Below are 19,646 nucleotides of genomic sequence, written 5' to 3'. Positions count from 1 at the left end.
AAGACCTGTATAGAATTTATTCTGTACAGGTTTTTTCTCTAAATAAAGGTTTAAAATGGAATAAGAAAAGGAGTTGAGTTAAATGAAATATACAGATACTTGGGATTTAGATACGATCTTTCCGGGTGGAACGAAATCACCGGAATTGCAAACCAAATTACATACGATTAAGGAAGAAATTCAAGAATATCAAAATCTAATTCAAGAGTGGAACTTTGCTGAAGACAAATTGACGGATCCATTAAAAGCGATATTAAAAAAACAGGAAACCATTGAGAAAAGGTTAGGTCAATCTAGCACGTTTGTGCAAATGTGGCACGATGCCTATATGAATGATGAATATGCCAATGTGGTGATGGGACAAGTGATGGACTTATCCAGTGAAGTAGAAAATCTTTCTACTACCTTTACCAAAAAATTGGTCGCCCTTTCGGATGAAGATTGGAAAACTCTCTTACAAGATCAAGTATTAAAAGAAGTGTCCTTTACTCTAAATGAGATTCGGGATCAAGGGAAACGCTTGTTATCTGAGGCAGAAGAAAAAATTATTACCGATTTAAACAATGATGGTCTATCGGGTTGGAGTAATTTATACGATACTGCCGTTTCGATCATGACTATCCCATTTACGGATCAAGAGGGAAAAACAACGGAATATTCAGTGGGTCAGGCCATGAACCGGATGTATGCTGATCCAGACCCTGAGGTGCGCAAACAACTTTTTGAAAATTGGGAGGGGACCTGGACTAAAGTTGCGCCCATTTTTGCCGATACATTGAATCATTTAGATGGCTACCGGATTACGCTACAACAAGCACACGGTCGTGAGAACTTCCTCGATGAGCCATTAGAATATAACCGTATGTCCAGAGAAACTCTCGATGCGATGTGGACAGCTGTTTCTAATCATAAACAACCTTTTATTAAATTTTTAAATCAAAAGGCTAAAATATTGGGTATGGAGAAATTAGGCTGGCAGGATGTGGACGCTCCTGTTGCTTTTGGTGACGTGGAACCGCCGCGCTTTACCTATGACGAAGCCTGCGACTTTGTGATCGAAAACTTCGCTACCTTTGGACCTGAACTTTCAGCCTTTGCCAAACATGCTTTGGAAAATCGTTGGGTGGAGGCAGAGGATCGTCCAAATAAACGGCCGGGTGGTTATTGTGAGGAACTTCCGGAATTTGAAGAATCACGGATTTTTATGACCTTCACCGGTTCTTCTTCGGATGCCGGCACATTAGCCCATGAATTAGGCCATGCCTTTCATAGTTATGTTATGAGAGATTTGCCATCATTAAACCGTAGCTATGCCATGAATGTTGCGGAAACGGCCAGTACCTTTGCCGAGACGATTATCGGCAATGCAACAGTAACCAATGCCAAAACGAAAGAAGAAAAAATCACCCTTTTAAATGCAAAAATGGAAAATGCAACAGCCATGTTTTTAAATATTCATGCTCGTTTCCTATTTGAAAAGTCCTTTTATGAAGAACGTTCAAAAGGGATCGTGTCGGAGCAAAGAATCAATGAATTAATGGTCCAAGCTCAAGAAGAAGCGTATGGTGATTCTTTATCAAGTTACCATCCACATTTCTGGTGCAGTAAATTACACTTTTTTATTGATGATGTACCATTCTACAATTTCCCGTATACCTTTGGTTTTTTATTTAGCCTTAGTATCTACGCTGAATACTTAAAGAATCCAAATGGCTTCGAAAACAAATATGTAGCGTTATTGCGTGACACGGGTTCGATGAAAGTAGAAGAATTAGCCATGAAACATTTAGGAGTGAACATGACAAAACCAGCTTTTTGGGAGGCTGGTATTCAATTAATGGAAAGAGATGCGGAAGAATTTATCCGATTAACAAATGAAGTAATTTGACACTCCACACAGCTAAAGCAGTGGGATCCTTACCCCAAAGCTGTTACGAATCGATTAGACGAATTGTGGTTGTGTGGTTTTCTTGGGTCGCCTTTCTCCTTTGAGAAAAGAAGGATGGATACGATACTTCCTGTATCCCCATCAAGCTCAAACTGGCTGCCCGCCAGCGAAAACGTTCAGTCCTTCGACCGAATTAGTATAAGTGTTTTATCGTCTTTCGCATAATGACACCTATTGTTTTACCAATAGCATGAATGAGGCTATCGAACCTTATACAATATCTAATGATCAAAGAGCAAAAATGTTTTATAGACTTGGTTTTTGTCTATAAGCCTATTTTACCACTTCAGATGCTTGATGTACAGAACATACTTTCGATATTTATCTATACATCACATCTGACCTCACTATCATCCCATGTCTAAAAACGGTCTGCGACCTGCATGGGCTTTCTCATTCGGAAGATCTGTAAATATTGATCTGAACCTCGGTGTAACAATGCCTAAGCTTCGTACGTCTGGGAAAGGCGCTTCAAATCATTCCAATAATAGTCCAGTTGAGTGGGAATAAGTAGAAGGGTTCGTTTATTAAATTCTGTTTATTTAATTATCCATTATTCGGTAACAAGGGAGTCTCTATTTATATGGAGGCTCCTTTGTTTGTATAGAGTTATTATTTTGAGGAGATGTTAATGTTTCACCATATACGGGAAAGTAAATAATATAGCGACAACATGTTTGTACTCTAATATTTACTATGGATGTTTTTTATCGAGTGCGGGAGTGAAAAAATCTTCTTTTTTATTTCTTTTATCAGGAAACGATCATTTATTTTGTCGATTATTGTTATAATACAAATATCAAATATGCAAATATACAAAAATATCTGTATTTGAGAAATAGTACAACTAAATTGAAAGATCTAAGGAAATATGTAGACGTATTTGTATTGTCAAATAATGATTGGAAATGAGGAGATATCTAATGAAATTAAGAAGTACTTCATATTTTGTGCTATTTATAATAATAGTACTAATTTTTAGTGCGTGTAGTACCCCGATTAAGGATCAAAATCAACAAGGAAAAACAATGAATGAAAAAGAAAGAGGAGCAGAAGATATAGAAAAAAAAGAAACAGACTCTAATCTAAAAGAAATACCAGAACCAGAACCAATCGTGAAAACGATTCATTTATCAGCGGTGGGAGATATTTTAATACATAATTCGGTTTATGAAGATGCCTATGTTGGTCATAACCAATATGATTTTATCCCTATGTTTGAACTAGTAAAGCCTTATATGCAAAACGCTGATATTACATTTGCTAATCAAGAAACGGTTATTGGAGGAGTTGATTTAGGGCTCTCATCCTATCCTGCTTTTAATAGTCCAGTAGAAATTGGTGATGCTTTAAAAGATGCTGGTGTTGATCTTGTATCAATGGCTAACAATCATACTTTAGATAAAAAGGATAAAGCCGTTCCACTTGCTATTGAACACTGGAATAAAATTGATATGCTATATACTGGTGCTTATGATTCTTTTGAAGATCAAAATATAATTAGAGTCATTGAAAAAGATGAGATTAAAGTTGCTTTTATTGCTTATACATATGGGACAAATGGAATCCCAGTCCCAGAAGGAAAAGAGTTTCTTGTCAATATTATTGATAAGCAAAAAATTAAAGAGGAAATTGATCGAGCGAAAGAAATGTCTGATGTCATTGTGTTAAGTCTTCATTTTGGTAATGAGTATGAAAGAATGCCTAATCAATCTCAACAGGATTTAGTTCAATATGTAGTTGATGAAGGTGTAGACATCATTCTCGGAACACATCCCCATGTCTTGCAACCTGTTTCTTGGATTCAGGGAAAAGAAGGAAATAAAGCTTTTGTTATCTATTCACTTGGCAATTTTGTATCTGCACAAGATCAGTTATATAGACAAATTGGGGGAATGGCAAATATTGAAATTCAAAAAGTGATAGACGGCGATAATGTAGAGATCACCTTACAAAACCCAAAGTTTTTACCAACCTATGTAAAGTTTCATAATTGGAGAGATTACAAAATTATTCCTATGAATCAATTGACTAATGACGATTTAATGAATGCACAAGGTCTGTATGAAGATATTAAAGCACATATGTCACAATGGGTTCCAGAGTTAGAATTTATTGAAAATATTTAGAGAGGGGTTAGTCGCAAGGTCAGTCAGATAAAGAGCATTGTAGTTAGGAATGCTTCAATTACACTTAAAACATTAAAATAGATAATGAAAACACAAAACCGATTCTCTGGTTATCATTGAGAATCGGTTAGTGGGTCACTTTGTATTTTTTGAAGTGAAATCATCGTATCACCCTTACTGTTGGCTATTATAAACCTAAATCTAGATTATTTCGCTTCTTTGTTGTCTTCTGATACTCTGTATTTTCCTAATCCTTCTATTTTACTGTAAGCATCCGCGTAAAGTTCATAACCTTCTTTAAAAGTCTCGATCAGTTTTTTTATCATTTGTTATCCCTCTTTCTTTATTTATGTCTTATGTATCTATGTCTATATTATGAAGGATTCTAGAATATTTAACAATGCGCATGGAAACGGTAACATTACGGGTGAAAACGACAACATTCTTGATGAAAGCGAGATCAAATACATTTATCTCATGATTTGGCTGTTTTTCTCGTGTAAGGTATGCTAATCACTCTTGATGAAGAGATTATGTCCAAATTATTTTCTACCAGTGTAGAAGATAGAGTGTAACAATTCTCTGTTTTAAATAGCAGGAGGGTATAACCATATAAAATGGAGGGATGTAAACACGATATGAAACTTAGAATTGTTGAACTACCCACCACTTAATTTCTGACGAAATTTGAAGTGGGGGATTCCTGCGAACTCCGTTCTATCGAACAGATATTGAGCAGGCTAACCCCGTCGCACCGACGGTTAGCAGTACAAACGACTAATTTAGCCTCCTGCCAGTCATGCAAACTTGTACGTTGACTCGCCACACGTCCTACTTTAGCTAAGGATTAGCAACTTCGGTACGTGTGGGACGAAAGAACGTTGAAGATTTTACCTAGCAGACGTTTTTCCTGCTAGAACCTCCTATCTTCAGTTTTCAAAGAACAACTTGTACAGGTATATGTACAGGTATATGTACAGGTATATTATACCACGCAAACACATGTTTCGCTACGCAAAAAGACGATTCATCTCCCACTTATTTTTGGGCGTTGCCCTTCACAAAATTGAAGTGGGAGTCTTCTCGCCTAAAATGATAAAATGGTTTTTTTGGCCATCTTTATTATTAGTTATTATCGTAACCTTTTTACTAGTTATATGGAGAGAAACAGCTGGACCTATAATAGAAGGAATGATGAATGCGATCAACTACCGCTTAGACTGGGCTTTTGAGTTTCTAACAATCGGTTTATTTATTATTTTAATATGGCTAATCTTGGACAATATAGAAAAGTCAAGTTAGGTGATGCTCAAGACCGACCAGAATTTTCTCGCTGAGCACTGACAGAAATTTTAACCGAGCAAGCGGTTATTGTAGCCGTATTAAATGCTTTGCCTCTACCGCTTATTAGCATTTTCTCTTATTAAATGGTTAAACGAAAATGAAAACCATCATATTTATGTAAAAAATCATGATGGTTAAGGTAGAGTATAGTGCCAAACTAGTTTGATTTTCAACTGTAATATACTTCCTTACAATTAAAAATAAGCCCCCGATTCACTTTTATGAGTCGTGGGCTTATTTCATTTATAGCAAGGTAGAGAAAATCACCATAGATTGCTGATTACATATCGTGGTGAGAATTGTGTTTTTGTCTTGTATGATTGCGGTTCTTCACCTTTTTAGAACCGCTTAGTGGCTCAGGTTGACCTGATTGCTTTGGTGCGTTCTTACGCATATCTTTCCCATCATTTTTATTCATTTTCATCCCTCCTCCTTATTAGGATGAGAAAATGATTTTTTTTTATGCTGAATATTTTATTTCATGATTGCACAATTTAACGGTACATATTTAGTAAAGGAGGGAACAGACATGCCATACCATAAAAATAAACAGCAGGCGTTTCAAGCAGCACAACAAGGTGTAGAGGATGCTGAAGAGCTTTATTATGAGATTGTACAAGACTCAGCTAGCTATGGACACCAGCTTAAACATTTAAAACAAGAAGTAAATGAAGCGTATCAGCAAATTGAAAATGCAATGGAAGTAGCTTCTGAACATCAACGTGTTCAATTAGAAAAGTTTCAAAATGATTTACAAAGCATGGTAAGTGAAGTGAACCAAACACCATAATGAAAACAGCCCTCCAAGTTTTAAGATGGGGGCTGTTTTTTAAAAGCACTATTGATGCGTACTGTTGGAAGATGTCCTTAGGCATATGTAAGCATGTGTTTTGTTTTATTAAATAACTTACATATAAATTTTAAAGCACCAGTACTATTACAAGCCTTTTAAAAAAGCGAGAATTATCGGTTTCACAATACTTATTGGTTCTTCTTCCGTTTTTTATTATTTAATTTTTGAGCCTCTGTTAGCGGTTCGTTAGAAAATTCTTCATTATATCCGGTACCTTTACCTTGTCCACTGGCTGCATTAGCTCCAGGAATAATATGGTTTGCTTTTCTTTTTGCCATGATTATCACCTCCACATTTCGATATTATCCCTTCTATATCGAAAAATTATTCTTCATCAATAAGATTCAGGTAGTGTTACTTCTCTAGGGAAGATTTTCATATTTTAAATAAATATTATAATTGTTTTTTTGAAATAATAAATATGTTCTTAACATTCTTGTGGTTTCTTGTTATTTACATATACAAGGGCATATATTAGAATGGAATAGTTGGAGAAGTTTGTCACAAAAGTAAAAATTCAAATTTTTCGACAAATTGATAAAAATTGTATATGATTATTACGGATATCATGAATAGGGGGAAAATACATATGACAAAAAATGATGTTTTTAATGCCCGTAAGTCGTTTGAGTTAGACGGGAAGCGCTACAATTATTATCACTTAGGTGCTTTAGAACAAGCGGGAGTGGGAAATGTTTCAAAATTGCCTTACTCTATTAAGGTTTTATTGGAATCCGTTCTTCGCCAACAAGATGGCCGAGTGATTACAAAAGAACATGTTGAAAACCTAGCAAAATGGGGTACAAATGAAGTAAAAGAAATTGATGTTCCATTCAAACCTTCACGCGTTATCCTTCAAGACTTTACAGGAGTTCCTGCTGTTGTTGACCTTGCATCACTTCGTAAAGCAATGGCTGATTTAGGTGGAGATCCTGATAAAATTAATCCGCTTAAACCAGTTGACCTTGTTATTGACCACTCTGTACAAGTTGACAAGTACGGTACACAAGAAGCTCTTGGTTTAAACATGGAACTAGAATTTGAACGTAATGCGGAGCGCTACCAGTTCTTAAGCTGGGCACAAAAAGCATTCGATAACTATCGTGCCGTTCCACCTGCGACAGGAATCGTTCACCAAGTCAACTTAGAATACTTGGCTAATGTTGTGCATGCACTTGAAAATGAAGACGGAGAATATGATGCATTCCCTGATACATTAGTAGGAACAGATTCTCATACGACGATGATTAATGGTATCGGTGTTCTTGGATGGGGCGTAGGCGGTATTGAAGCGGAAGCAGGAATGCTTGGACAACCTTCCTATTTCCCAGTTCCTGAAGTTGTAGGGGTTAAGTTAATTGGTGAACTTCCAGATGGTGCAACCGCTACTGACCTTGCCTTAAAAGTAACACAAGTACTTCGTAGCCATGGTGTGGTTGGTAAATTTGTTGAATTCTTCGGCCCTGGTGTACCTGCATTACCACTTGCTGACCGTGCAACGATTGCTAATATGGCTCCTGAATATGGTGCAACTTGTGGATTCTTCCCAGTAGATGATGAGTCACTTACGTATATGCGTCTATCAGGTCGTTCAGAAGAGCAAATCAAAGTTGTTGAAACATATTGTAAAGAAAATAGTTTATTCTTTGATCCATCTTTTGAGCCAGTCTATACAAAAGTGGTTGAAATAAGCCTATCTGAAATCGAAGCAAATCTTTCTGGTCCGAAACGTCCACAAGATTTAATTCCGCTTTCAGCTATGAAGAAAGAATTTAACGAAGCACTTACAGCTCCTCAAGGAAACCAAGGTTTTGGTTTAGATGAGAAAGAAATTGACAAAGAAGTAACGGTTGATTTTGCAAATGGCGATCAAACGAAAATGAAAACAGGTGCTATTGCCATCGCAGCGATCACAAGCTGTACAAATACTTCTAATCCTTATGTATTAGTTGGTGCAGGTTTAGTTGCGAAAAAAGCAGTTGAACTTGGTATGGAAGTACCTAAATTTGTGAAAACTTCTTTAGCTCCAGGATCAAAAGTGGTAACAGGATACTTACGTGATTCAGGTCTTCTACCCTATTTAGATCAACTTGGCTTTAACACTGTAGGATATGGCTGTACAACTTGTATCGGTAACTCTGGCCCATTAAAAGAAGAAATTGAAAAAGCAGTTGCTGATAGCGATCTACTTGTTACATCTGTTCTTTCAGGTAACCGTAACTTTGAAGGACGTATCCATCCGCTTGTAAAAGCAAACTACTTGGCTTCACCGCCGCTTGTTGTTGCTTATGCATTAGCAGGTACCGTTGATATCGATCTTCAGAACGAATCAATCGGTAAAAATAAAGATGGCAATGATGTATTCTTTAAAGATATTTGGCCAACTACTGCTGAAATAAATGCAGTTGTGAAACAAACCGTTACACCAGAATTATTCCGTACCGAATATGCAAATGTATTTGGTGATAATGCTCTTTGGAATAAAATTCAAACAAGCAATGAACCACTTTATTCATTTGATGAAAATTCAACTTATATCCAAAATCCACCGTTCTTCGAAGGCTTAAACCCTGATCCAGATGAAGTAAAACCATTAAATGGTTTACGTGTTGTTGGTAAGTTCGGTGATTCTGTGACAACGGACCATATTTCTCCAGCGGGTGCAATCGGTAAAGATACACCAGCAGGTAAATATTTACGTGAAAATGGTGTAGACGTACGTGACTTTAACTCATACGGATCTCGTCGTGGTAACCATGAAGTGATGATGCGTGGTACATTTGCCAACATCCGTATTCGTAACCAGATCGCTCCTGGTACAGAAGGTGGATTCACAACTTACTGGCCAACTGGTGAAGTGACTTCTATTTTTGATGCTTGTATGAAGTATAAAGAAGATGGCACAGGTCTTGTTGTTTTTGCTGGGAAAGACTATGGAATGGGTTCTTCTCGTGACTGGGCAGCAAAAGGAACCAACTTACTTGGAATCAAAACCGTTATCGCTGAAAGCTATGAGCGTATTCACCGTTCTAACCTTGTTCTTATGGGTGTCCTTCCATTACAATTCAAGGATGGCGAAAGTGCTGAAACACTTGGCCTAACGGGTAAAGAAACAATTGATGTTCAAATTGATGAAAACGTTCGTCCACGTGACTTCGTTAGAGTAACGGCTACAGATGAAGAAGGCAATAAGAAAGAATTTGACGTACTTGTTCGCTTTGATTCAGAAGTAGAAATCGATTACTATCGTCATGGTGGTATTCTTCAAATGGTTCTTCGTGAGAAATTAAAATAATTAGATTTTCTTGAAACACCATACATTTTTCTTGTATGGTGTTTTTTTAGATAAACACTGTATATAAATTATTTCATTATATTTATGCTTTAGGTTACAATATACATAGAATGAATTGGGAATGAAGGGGGATTTTTCATGGTTAAAAAAGTTGCAGCATCTGTTCTTTTACTTGCACTGATGACCGTTGCAATTGTTCAAGCAATGGAAAAGGAAGAAAAGCCAGACAACCTTCCTGGGCTAGGTCTAGGAGTAAACGCGCCTGATTTTGAGGTGAAAACGTTAACGGGTGAATCAGTGAAATTATCCGATTATAGAGGCAAAAAAGTGATGTTGAACTTTTGGGCAACTTGGTGTCCTCCATGCAAAGAAGAAATGCCTGATATGGAAGAATTTTATCAACAAGCAAAAGGGGATGTCGTTATTCTAGCAGTTAATATTGATCCTCAATATAATGTAAATAAATTTGTGACAGAGATGGGAATTACTTTTCCTATTTTGCTCGATGAGAAAGACACGGTGAATTCAATGTATCAAGTGTTGACGATTCCAACTACCTATTTTATTGATGAAAAGGGGATCATTCGTCATAAATACTTAACGGCAATGACAGAAGATATTATGAAACAATATATAGAAGATATGTAAAAGGAGCACTGGTCTAACAGGATCGGTGCTCCTTTTATGATACATTACTTTAATAACAAGGGATGTAAACTTTTCCTAGCCTATATAGCTAAGTAATCATGGAAACAAAAATTACACAAAAAGTTGCGAAAGATGTGATATTTTTCACAATTAAGTTAATAAACAAATGCTATAATTTCAATGATATTAATAAAAAAAAGTAATTGCAAAGAAATTAATTTTCGAAAAGTTGTAATAATTTAAGCGGTTTTAGACCATAATAACCGTTACAATAGTAAATAAGGAAGGTGAATAAGAAATGAGAAAGCCCAGAAAACGTTCATTTGCAGAACTAGTTAACGAAAATAAACTACAATTATTACGTGACCAAGTTGCAATAGAAAAAATCGAAGAACGCTTAGAGAAAAAACATTTAAGCAAAGCTGAATAAATATAAGAGTGTGCTAACATTCTTTACCAATAATGAAACCCCCTTTCATAGGAGATACTTTACATGAGGAGTAACATCAGCAAAATAGAGTGGCTGGTAATAACATTCTCATGAAAGATTTACGCTTTGAGGAGGGAATCGAATGGGTAATCCAAAGAAAGATAGTAAACATTTCGTTCCAAGTCATATTGGAACACAACCGCGCGGTTTTGGAGGCAGTAAAGGAAAGAAAATGCAAGATACATCTGGAGAACACGCCCAAGTGATGCAGACTAAGGGAGAATAATTAAATAAATTAAAAAACATAGAGAAACGCTAGATACAGCATTTCTCTATGTTTTTTTAGTTTACATAATAAAATTATGTTAAATAAAAATTATGTTTCTGCTTTCTGATTATTTTTCAAAAGAAGTTGACAAACTAATTTTGTACGATTAAATCTCATTACAAGGAGGAAATGTTATGCCCTACAATAATAAACCGAACCCAGATGATCGTAGTGATAATGTTGAAAAGCTACAACAGATGATTGTCAATACGGATGATAATATCCGAAAAGCGGAAGCAACAATGGACAATTTAAGTGGCGACGAAAGAGCACAAGTGGAAGCAAAAAATGAGCGTCGTCGGGAAAGTATTGAGGCAATGCGCTCAGAAATACATGATGAGAATGGAGCTCGTTAATCATTAATGAACTAAATTAGAAAATGATCCTTTTAAACCCCTACTTAAAGAAAACCGTTCTTTGGGTGGGGTCCTCTTAAACGTTTGAAATATCCTCTATGATCAACTTTTATGCTCTAAAAGACTTTTCCTATTTCCTTTAAGTAAATATGTTAGAATAGAAGAGATTCCTTAAGATCATAACAACAAGATAAAGAAGTGGTGTTTATGAATAAATTACAAAAACAAGATGAACAAAAACAACTCATTCAAAAATGGGAAAATGAACTCAATAAGCATGGTTTTATTGAAAACGAAGGAGAATTATTAAGATTACTGCAAGATATTGATATAAAAGAAAATAAAAACAATATGCTTGCCTCGCAATTACTGACGATTGTCGCATTATCTACAGCAGCGAAAGGAAAAAAGGACTCTCTTGTTCTTGGCTGGATGGAAAAAGCGAAGAAATTAAATCCATCTAATCAAAGAGCAAATGAATATTTAGCTTGTTACGAATGGAAAAAAAGCAGTAAATTATTAGAAGGATTAACATTTCCGCCCATACGAGAAACCGATAATCGTCAAGCCAGAAAACGAGCGGTTGATCTCTATATCACTATATGCCAACAATTTTTAAAGATAGCAGAACTACATATGGAAAAATTAACTTCTTTTACACAGTCATCAACCGAAATCATAAATGATGATTCACTTGTTCTCTATCAAAAAATGATCCGGATTTTGGAAGAGGTTATTGAACAAAGCGCTTCATTATTAAAAGCAACGAGTGAATATGAAAAATCATTAGCTGGTGCGTTTCATACTGCTGTTCATTTTGAGAATATGAAGCTCCATCTTTCTTCCATTAACGAATTAAAACAGCAATGGTCAGCTCTGTTTATTGATGATAGGGCCAGCGAGGAAGAAGGTGTTGTTAGTTCACTAGATGAATTAAACGGAATGATTGGACTTGAGTCTGTTAAAAGAAGGGTAAATGATTTTTATCAATTTTTTAAGTATCAAAAGTTAAGAAAGGAAAAAGGGTTTCAAACAAAGGACGAAGTCAGTTTAAATATGATCCTAACAGGAAATCCAGGTACAGGGAAAACGACGATTGCTCGATTGTTTGCAAAAATTTATCATGAATTAGGTGTATTACCGAGCAAAGAAGTGGTCGAGGTTGACCGTGCACAGTTAGTGGGCGCCTATGTAGGTCAAACAGAGGAAAATGTACGTTCAGTAGTAGAACGGGCTCTTGGGGGCGTATTGTTTATTGATGAAGCTTATAATTTAAAGCGAGAAGGACAATCCGGTAATGATTATGGTCAAACCGCAATCGATACGCTCGTTTCATTGATGACAGGTAAAGAATATGGAGGGAAATTTGCGGTTATTCTTGCGGGATATCCCGATGAAATGCGGCAATTTTTAGAGGCAAATCAAGGATTGCGAAGCAGGTTTCCGATGTCTAACCATATTTCATTACCTGATTATACAAATGAAGAATTAATTAGGATTGGTGAAAAACTAGCCGCTGATAATGATTATGTTCTAACAGACGCCGCAAAGACTGCTCTTGAAGAGCGAATTGAAAAAGAAAGAGTCGATGATTCATTTGGAAATGCACGAACGGCGCGAAATCTTATTCTTGATGCTATTTTTCAAAAAGGGTCAGGACAAGCATTCGATGAAGAAGATGACCTTTTACAATTTTCACTATTGGATAAAAAGGATTTTATCCATGAGGATAGAGCAGGAGGAACAGATCCACAGAAACAATTAGATAGCCTAGTCGGCTTAACAAATGTAAAAGATGAAGTTCGTTCGATTATTTCCTTTGTTAAAATGCAGAAAATGAGGCGCGATCATGGGTTGCCTGCTGTACCGATACAACTCCATTCAGTCTTTACGGGAAATCCTGGCACGGGGAAAACGACAGTTGCCAAAATTTATGCAGAGTTATTAAAAGAATGTGGCTTATTAAAAAGAGGTCATTTAATTATTTCAAGTCGTGCAGATTTTGTTGCCGGATATGTTGGACAAACCGCGATTAAAACAAAACGTAAAATTCGCGATGCTCTCGGTGGTGTATTATTTATTGATGAAGCTTATTCATTGTTAGGGCAATCTTCTGGTGATTTTGGAAAAGAAGTGATTGACACATTAGTCGATGAAATGACTCGACATAATGAGAATCTCGTCGTCGTGTTGGCGGGTTATCCTAATGAAATGAATCTCTTGCTTGAAAGTAATCCAGGTTTACAATCTCGTTTCAAGAAGTTTCTTCACTTCGAAGATTATTCAAGTAAAGAATTATTGCAGATCATGAAATCATATGGAAAGCAATTTGATTTTTATTTGACGGAAGAAGCCGAACAGTTTGTCCGATTTGAACTAAATACCTACTTCAATGATGGAAATGGACGGTTTGCTACAAACTTAATGAATGAAGCATTTCAATCACAGGCCCTTCGATTAATGACTGAAAATACCTCGACTCCCTTGTTAGAAGTAGCTACTCTAATTGAGAAAGAAGATATTGAAAGAGCGCTCAATAAATTAGGAAAAGTGGAGTAACCCTATTAATAGATACAGATACTGTTTCAGTCATTATACTAAGAAAGGATAAAGATGAAAGATACTCACAATGATTGGAGAGGAACAAAACATGTTTATTTCAAGTAAAGAAATTCAGTTGCTTTATGCAGATACGGATATGATGGGTGTTATTTATCATGCGAATTATTTAAAATGGTTTGAACTAGGGAGAACCCAGCTTATTATAGACCTCGGATTCAATTATCTTGCTATGGAGGAAATGGGATATTACGCTCCTGTCTATGATGCTCAAATTACATATAAGAAAGCCATAAGATATGGAGAACAGGCTTTTGTCAAAACATGGATTGAAAAAAACGATGGATTGAAAACAGTTTATGGGTATCACATTGTAAATGGGGAAGATGAAGTTTGTGCTCAAGGAAACACCACACATATTGTTGTAAAAAAAGACAATTTTAGGCCTGTTCAATTTAAAAAGGCTTTTCCTGAATGGTTTAATAAATATGAAGAAGTAAAGAAAAAATAGTCTGTAGTCATGACTCTTTTTAAGGAGGGGGAGCAGGACAGAAATGGCCTTTGGTATTACACGAAAAGAACTGAAAGAATGGAAAACGAAAGTTGATCAGGGTGAGATTGCTTTTCTCACTCACTATTGGTTGGATAATCGATTTCCGGATAGTAAAACGGTTACAAAGGTTGGCTGTAAGGATCTAAACAAGTTGATTAATTGGGGAATTCAGTACGGGCTTAAACCAGAATGGATTGACAAAAGAAAAGATGGTTATTCTCATTTTGATTTATTGGGACAAAAACAAAGTGAAATTCTTAAAAACGAAGGATTAACTCACCACCTGAGGTCATAAAGTGGTTTCTATCGGGTAACTAGAAGGATACACTCAGATTTACGCCCTATACCAAGCTAACAAGAGATAGATTGGCTTGAAAAAGGTAGAAAAATAAGCAGACAATAGACTTGTCTGCTTATTTTTGGAAGTGAAATTCTGGTTCACTTATCTTTGTATTAAACTCGATTAAAAGGTCATGTCCATCAAAATACCATAGATCTTTTTCTTCAATATAAAACGTAATTCCAGCTTTCGTTGTTTGCGTTCCAATATCAACAGGTTCTTCAGTAGAGATTCCAATGGAAAACCCTTGTTGTACTTTGGTTGATCCACCATATCGAGCATAATAACGAACAAAATCGCCTGTTTCTAGTCCCATTTCATCCTGATACCATTTTACTGCTTCATCATTAACCGATATTTTCATAAATCTCATCTCCTTGGTGTAGTCCATTCTGCTTCACTTAAAGTATATTGTATCGCAATTTCTAGGACAAAGAAACCTTGGAGAGGAATCTCATTTTTAATAAACCTATGGAGGAGCGGTTTTGAAAGGGGGTGACAATATTGTTTAAGGTTACTAATTCGGCACTTGAAGTATTAGATCAAGCAATTGTAAAAGGAAGAGATAGTGAGGACGAAAAGCTATATGTTCGCCTTACTATGGGAATCGGTTGAGGGGGACCTGAATTAAAGCTGTCTCTGGAAGAGAAGCCTATTCAGGGTGATCATTTGTATACATTTGATCCTATCGATATCTTAATTCACGAAAATGATCTTGTTTACTTTAATCATACAAAGCTTGATTACACGAGAGATACAATCGGAAAAGGTCGTTTTCACTTAATTAAAATTTAAAAATAGCGAAAAAAAGAACCCTATTTATCATAAATAGGATCGTGATCTATTTATTTTGTACCGGTTAATGGGTCCTTGTATAATTCACGAATCTTATCTTGATCGAAATCTCCAAAGAAAGAAATTAATTCATCAAAGTTATGAATTACTCTTTTCGGTTCTGATGCTGAGTGTTTATCATCGTGTTCATCTTCTGAATAAGAAAACAATTCAATTAGAAACTCATCTTGATTACTAGATGGGTCAACCGATGTTGAGAACATATAGTTTTGATCCTTTATCGCTGTTTTTCCCAATTTTAAAACCTCCAATGTGTATGATCTTTTATTTTTATTTTATAGCAATTAACTTTGTTTTTTTCACTATATTATGTCTATTTTTTAACAACATCAAATTTTTGACAAATAAATGAACAGCATATAGGCAAAACAAAAACGCAAGTTTATAACCAAACTTGCGTTTTTGTTTTGCCTATATGATTTCAGCTTCTTATTCTTATCCTAGCCATTTCACTTTTGGCTCTGTTTTATTAATGATTCGCTTAATATTTGCTCTATGCCTATAGATAACAAACCCTACTAGAATGGTTACGACAATGATTAGTGGGAGATCATCCTGCATAATCGAATAGATAAATGCAACAAGTCCACCAAACATGGAGGATAAAGAAACATATTTTGTCATGTATAAACAGGCAAAGAAACCCGCGATCATAATGAGAAACATGAGTGGTGCATAGCATAGTAAAACACCTGCAGAAGTAGCAACGGCTTTTCCACCTCTAAAGCTCGCAAAAATAGGATATGTATGACCAATTACAGCAAAAATCCCTGCTAGTAATATATGCATATCTGATTGAAAGAAAAGCGGAAGTGCTGCAGCGAGTGTCCCTTTTAAAATATCAGCAATCGTGACCGTGAGTCCTGCTTTTACACCTAGGACACGAAATGTATTTGTTCCGCCTAAATTACCGCTCCCATGATGGCGAATATCGACTCCAAAAAATTTTTTCCCAATAATTAAACCTGAAGGGATTGACCCAATTAAATAAGCCAGTATGATAATCATTCCGTACACAAACATGTAAACGCTCCTTTTCTTTACTAAATAGTCCTTGTTAATTCTAAATGACCTTTCAAACAAAGGGATAAAAAAGTTCGTAAATATTTTACCATGTAATCACCGTAAGAAACCATTGGCAGACAATAAAATTTTCGTGTGTGCTTTAATCATTTCCAATGAATTGATTGAAGTAAAGGGAAAACATAGTTAGTAAACTAGTTTATTTTGTTATGAAGGGATGAAGGGAATTTAACTTTTAAAATAACGCTGGTCTTATTTGGTTTATGAATACTTCTTTTCAACCTTGTTACATTTCGATAGGATAGGATAGAGGAGGAGTAGATTAAATGGCAAATGTAGTTTATCAGAAACAAAAAAACATCACAAAAAGTTGGATACTAGGTGGGTTAGTATTTGCATTAATCCTTATTATATCTAGTATTCTATTCATTTTTTATCCTTTTGCATCAAAAGAAAAAGTGGATTATTTTGATGGGGAGAATCCTATTTTATATAATGGGCAACAGGCAGGAAACGCCTTGATGGATAGCGACATGATTTATTTACCACTAACCTTTATGAAAAATCAAATTGATGAACAACTTTTTTTTGACGAAAAATCAAATTCAATGATCATTACAACCAGTAATAAAGTTGTTCAGATGCCGACAGAATCACTTACCTATTTTGTGAATGAAGAGCCAGTCCAATTACAAATGCCTGTTTTAAAGGATCAAAATAGAGAGCTCTATATCGCTCTGGATGAGATTCTTGCATACTATGATATGGAGTACGCCATCTTACCGGAAACAAATGCAGTTGAGATTATAAAGGATGGGACAGAAAAGACATATGGGACGATAAATGCTAAAGATATACATGAAGAAAAACTACGCTTAAGAACAGAACCTAGTCTCCAATCTCCCTATACCGCTCAAACCACCGATGGTGAAGAGGTCTTGATCGAAAAAGTGGAAGAAGAATTTTATTCTATTCGTAAAGAGGACGGAACCGTTGGTTACTTGAATAAAAAATATGTAACAGAAGGTAAAACAGAGACGGTTCAAATTAAAGATGAACAGAATGAAGTGGTACCTCCACAGATTGATGGTCCAATTCACTTAACGTGGGAAGCGGTTTACACGTATAACCCAGATACAACGGCTATCCCGGAGATGCCGGGAGTCAATGTTGTATCACCAACTTGGTTTGAACTAAGTGGATCAGATGGATCGATTAAAAATTTAGGTTCTCTTGATTATGTAAACTGGGCAAAAGAGAAAGGGTATCAAGTTTGGGGATTATTTTCAAATGCATTCGATCCTGATCTTACGCATGAAACATTGAAACATTTTGAAACACGCCAAAAGATCATTCGTCAACTTCTTCATTACAGTCAAATGTATCAGTTAGATGGGATTAACCTTGATATTGAGAATGTAAGAGAGGAAGATGGTCCACTTGTTACACAATTCGTAAGAGAGGCAACGCCCTATTTCCATGAAGCTAGCTTGATTGTTTCAATGGATATTACGTTTATTACAACTGGGAATTGGTCTGCTTTTTATGAGAGAGAGAAATTGGCAGAAACAGTTGACTATTTAGTCGTAATGGCCTATGACGAGCACTGGGCAACATCGCCAGAAGCAGGAAGTGTTGCGAGTTTTCCATGGGTTGAACAAAATTTACAGAGACTGTTGGAAGTAGTACCCAACAAAAAATTAATTCTTGGAGTTCCGTTGTATGCTCGTTTATGGGAAGAAAAAGAAACGGGTGAACTATCATCACATGCCTTATCAATGGACACAGTAAAGGAATGGTTAGCAGCGAATAGTTTAACACCGCAATATGATGAAATCAGTGGTCAAAACTATGCAGAGTACTATGATCCCGATACGAAATCTACCTATCGCATTTGGTTGGAAGATGAGCTGTCATTACAAAAACGCGCAGATCTCGCATTAAAATATAATTTAAAAGGTGTTGCTAGTTGGTCTCGTTATTTTGCTGATGAAACAGCTTGGTTAGCCTTGTCATTGGAAAATAAACAAGTGGCACAAAACGAATAAATGGTAAAAGGAGGAATTCATTATTAGAATGGATTCCTCTTTTCTATAGCAAATAAGTTCTGATTATGGACACACTATGATACACTTAATTCAATTGGATATGATCGTCATATCTATAAAATATTTGTAATATGGAGGGATTCAAATGGCAATTGAAAATCCGACAAGAGATGAAATTCGTGACATTTTGAAAAAAGCAAAACGTATTGCGGTTGTTGGCTTAAGTGATAAACCAGATCGTACTTCTTACATGGTCTCACAAGCGATGCAAAATGCTGGTTATGAAATCATTCCTGTAAACCCGACAGCTGCTGAAATTCTTGGTGTAAAAGCGGTTTCTAGCTTAAAGGAAATAGAAGGACATGTAGATATTGTAAACGTTTTTAGACGTTCGGAATTTTTACCCGAAGTAGCAAAGGAATTTGCTGAAATGGATGCAGATATCTTTTGGGCTCAACAAGGTCTTGAAAACGAAGAAGCATACCAATTTTTAAAAGAAAAAGGCTATACTGTCATCATGGACCGCTGTATTAAAGTAGAACATGCTATGACAAAATAAATGGTTGTTCATTCCTGACTAGAAGCGGATAAATGAGTCCAGCGTTGTCATAGAAAAAGGAAAGTTATAAAAGCTGAACAAATGCATGAATGAAAATCGCTTGCTTTTATAGCACTGTGGTGTATTTAGTAGGCTTGTATGTTAAGAAATGATCATCAGGCATGTACCAATCTAAGGGTACATGCTTTTCCCTTTTTAAGCATAAGCTATCTTGTTCCTTTTTGTAAACAATCACTACCTCAAATAGGCAATAATTAGTCTATTTTCTACTCTTATATAAATTCCAATTTGCCAAATAAAAATAAATCGATAAAATAATACGTAGACGTTTCAGTTTAATATGTTATGATTACACGAGGAACGTTTGTTCTTTGTATC

At 35.8% G+C, this 19,646-nt stretch carries 18 protein-coding genes; 13 read left to right on the top strand and 5 right to left on the bottom strand.

What is annotated here, in order from left to right; translation table 11 throughout:
- Nucleotides 1–82: 82 nt before the first annotated feature.
- Both JMM81_RS15840 and JMM81_RS15835 read left to right on the top strand, forming a co-directional pair.
- Complete coding sequence (locus JMM81_RS15840) at nucleotides 83–1,888, top strand: M3 family oligoendopeptidase (RefSeq protein ID WP_256242530.1); 1,806 nt, start codon at nucleotides 83–85, stop codon at nucleotides 1,886–1,888.
- A gap of 983 nt (nucleotides 1,889–2,871) precedes the next feature.
- Nucleotides 2,872–4,077, top strand: coding sequence for a CapA family protein (locus JMM81_RS15835; RefSeq protein WP_256242529.1), 1,206 nt, complete (start codon nucleotides 2,872–2,874; stop codon nucleotides 4,075–4,077).
- A gap of 1,624 nt (nucleotides 4,078–5,701) precedes the next feature.
- Here the strand turns inward: JMM81_RS15835 and JMM81_RS15830 are convergent.
- Complete coding sequence (locus tag JMM81_RS15830; RefSeq protein ID WP_256242528.1) at nucleotides 5,702–5,839, bottom strand: small acid-soluble spore protein P; 138 nt, start codon at nucleotides 5,837–5,839, stop codon at nucleotides 5,702–5,704.
- Nucleotides 5,840–5,950: 111 nt separating this feature from the next.
- On the opposite strand from JMM81_RS15830, the gene JMM81_RS15825 reads away from it, so the two are divergent.
- A complete protein-coding gene (locus tag JMM81_RS15825) occupies nucleotides 5,951–6,211 on the top strand; it encodes a hypothetical protein (RefSeq protein ID WP_256242527.1) in 261 nt (86 codons plus the stop codon).
- A gap of 191 nt (nucleotides 6,212–6,402) precedes the next feature.
- Here JMM81_RS15825 and sspO read toward each other — a convergent pair whose 3' ends face one another.
- Entirely contained in the window at nucleotides 6,403–6,552 is a 150-nt protein-coding gene (gene sspO / locus JMM81_RS15820; RefSeq protein WP_256242526.1) for a small acid-soluble spore protein O, read from the bottom strand.
- A 311-nt stretch (nucleotides 6,553–6,863) separates the two neighbouring features.
- Here sspO and acnA point away from each other — a divergent pair, with 311 nt between their 5' ends.
- The 8 genes from acnA (at nucleotide 6,864) to JMM81_RS15780 (ending at nucleotide 14,738) form a co-directional block, all read left to right on the top strand.
- Nucleotides 6,864–9,569 carry an aconitate hydratase AcnA gene (gene acnA, locus JMM81_RS15815; RefSeq protein ID WP_256242525.1) on the top strand — a complete coding sequence of 902 codons (2,706 nt, stop codon included), beginning with the start codon at nucleotides 6,864–6,866 and terminating at the stop codon, nucleotides 9,567–9,569.
- A gap of 138 nt (nucleotides 9,570–9,707) precedes the next feature.
- Complete coding sequence (locus tag JMM81_RS15810) at nucleotides 9,708–10,217, top strand: peroxiredoxin family protein (RefSeq protein WP_256242524.1); 510 nt, start codon at nucleotides 9,708–9,710, stop codon at nucleotides 10,215–10,217.
- Between the two features lie 298 nt (nucleotides 10,218–10,515).
- Nucleotides 10,516–10,647 carry an FbpB family small basic protein gene (locus tag JMM81_RS15805; RefSeq protein ID WP_256242523.1) on the top strand — a complete coding sequence of 44 codons (132 nt, stop codon included), beginning with the start codon at nucleotides 10,516–10,518 and terminating at the stop codon, nucleotides 10,645–10,647.
- 142 nt (nucleotides 10,648–10,789) lie between these two features.
- Nucleotides 10,790–10,933, top strand: a complete 144-nt coding sequence (locus JMM81_RS15800) for an acid-soluble spore protein N (RefSeq protein WP_256242522.1) — start codon at nucleotides 10,790–10,792, stop codon at nucleotides 10,931–10,933.
- 176 nt (nucleotides 10,934–11,109) lie between these two features.
- Complete coding sequence (tlp, locus tag JMM81_RS15795; RefSeq protein ID WP_256242521.1) at nucleotides 11,110–11,331, top strand: small acid-soluble spore protein Tlp; 222 nt, start codon at nucleotides 11,110–11,112, stop codon at nucleotides 11,329–11,331.
- Between the two features lie 207 nt (nucleotides 11,332–11,538).
- Nucleotides 11,539–13,890, top strand: coding sequence for an AAA family ATPase (locus JMM81_RS15790; RefSeq protein WP_256242520.1), 2,352 nt, complete (start codon nucleotides 11,539–11,541; stop codon nucleotides 13,888–13,890).
- A 91-nt stretch (nucleotides 13,891–13,981) separates the two neighbouring features.
- A complete protein-coding gene (locus tag JMM81_RS15785) occupies nucleotides 13,982–14,401 on the top strand; it encodes an acyl-CoA thioesterase (RefSeq protein WP_256242519.1) in 420 nt (139 codons plus the stop codon).
- A 43-nt stretch (nucleotides 14,402–14,444) separates the two neighbouring features.
- Nucleotides 14,445–14,738 (top strand): hypothetical protein, encoded by a 294-nt coding sequence (locus tag JMM81_RS15780; protein WP_256242518.1) that lies wholly within the window; start codon nucleotides 14,445–14,447, stop codon nucleotides 14,736–14,738.
- Nucleotides 14,739–14,856: 118 nt separating this feature from the next.
- Here JMM81_RS15780 and JMM81_RS15775 read toward each other — a convergent pair whose 3' ends face one another.
- The 3 genes from JMM81_RS15775 to plsY form a co-directional block, all read right to left on the bottom strand.
- Nucleotides 14,857–15,147 carry a HesB/YadR/YfhF family protein gene (locus JMM81_RS15775; RefSeq protein WP_256242517.1) on the bottom strand — a complete coding sequence of 97 codons (291 nt, stop codon included), beginning with the start codon at nucleotides 15,145–15,147 and terminating at the stop codon, nucleotides 14,857–14,859.
- Nucleotides 15,148–15,628: 481 nt separating this feature from the next.
- The gene (locus JMM81_RS15770) at nucleotides 15,629–15,874 is read right to left on the bottom strand and encodes a hypothetical protein (RefSeq protein WP_256242516.1); all 246 of its coding nucleotides are present in this window, start codon (nucleotides 15,872–15,874) and stop codon (nucleotides 15,629–15,631) included.
- A gap of 199 nt (nucleotides 15,875–16,073) precedes the next feature.
- Entirely contained in the window at nucleotides 16,074–16,661 is a 588-nt protein-coding gene (plsY, locus tag JMM81_RS15765; RefSeq protein WP_256242515.1) for a glycerol-3-phosphate 1-O-acyltransferase PlsY, read from the bottom strand.
- A gap of 326 nt (nucleotides 16,662–16,987) precedes the next feature.
- Between plsY and JMM81_RS15760 the strand changes: the two genes are divergently transcribed.
- The gene (locus JMM81_RS15760) at nucleotides 16,988–18,709 is read left to right on the top strand and encodes a glycosyl hydrolase family 18 protein (RefSeq protein ID WP_256242514.1); all 1,722 of its coding nucleotides are present in this window, start codon (nucleotides 16,988–16,990) and stop codon (nucleotides 18,707–18,709) included.
- A 145-nt stretch (nucleotides 18,710–18,854) separates the two neighbouring features.
- Nucleotides 18,855–19,268 (top strand): CoA-binding protein, encoded by a 414-nt coding sequence (locus tag JMM81_RS15755; RefSeq protein WP_305367826.1) that lies wholly within the window; start codon nucleotides 18,855–18,857, stop codon nucleotides 19,266–19,268.
- The last annotated feature ends 378 nt before the right edge of the window (nucleotides 19,269–19,646 follow it).

It is taken from the genome of Bacillus sp. V3B, from assembly GCF_024494465.1.
In the GTDB taxonomy this organism is placed as follows: Bacteria; Bacillota; Bacilli; order Bacillales; family Cytobacillaceae; genus Bacillus_BD.
Note: the sequence above shows the minus strand (reverse complement) of the source record. Positions and strands in the feature narration are given on the sequence as shown.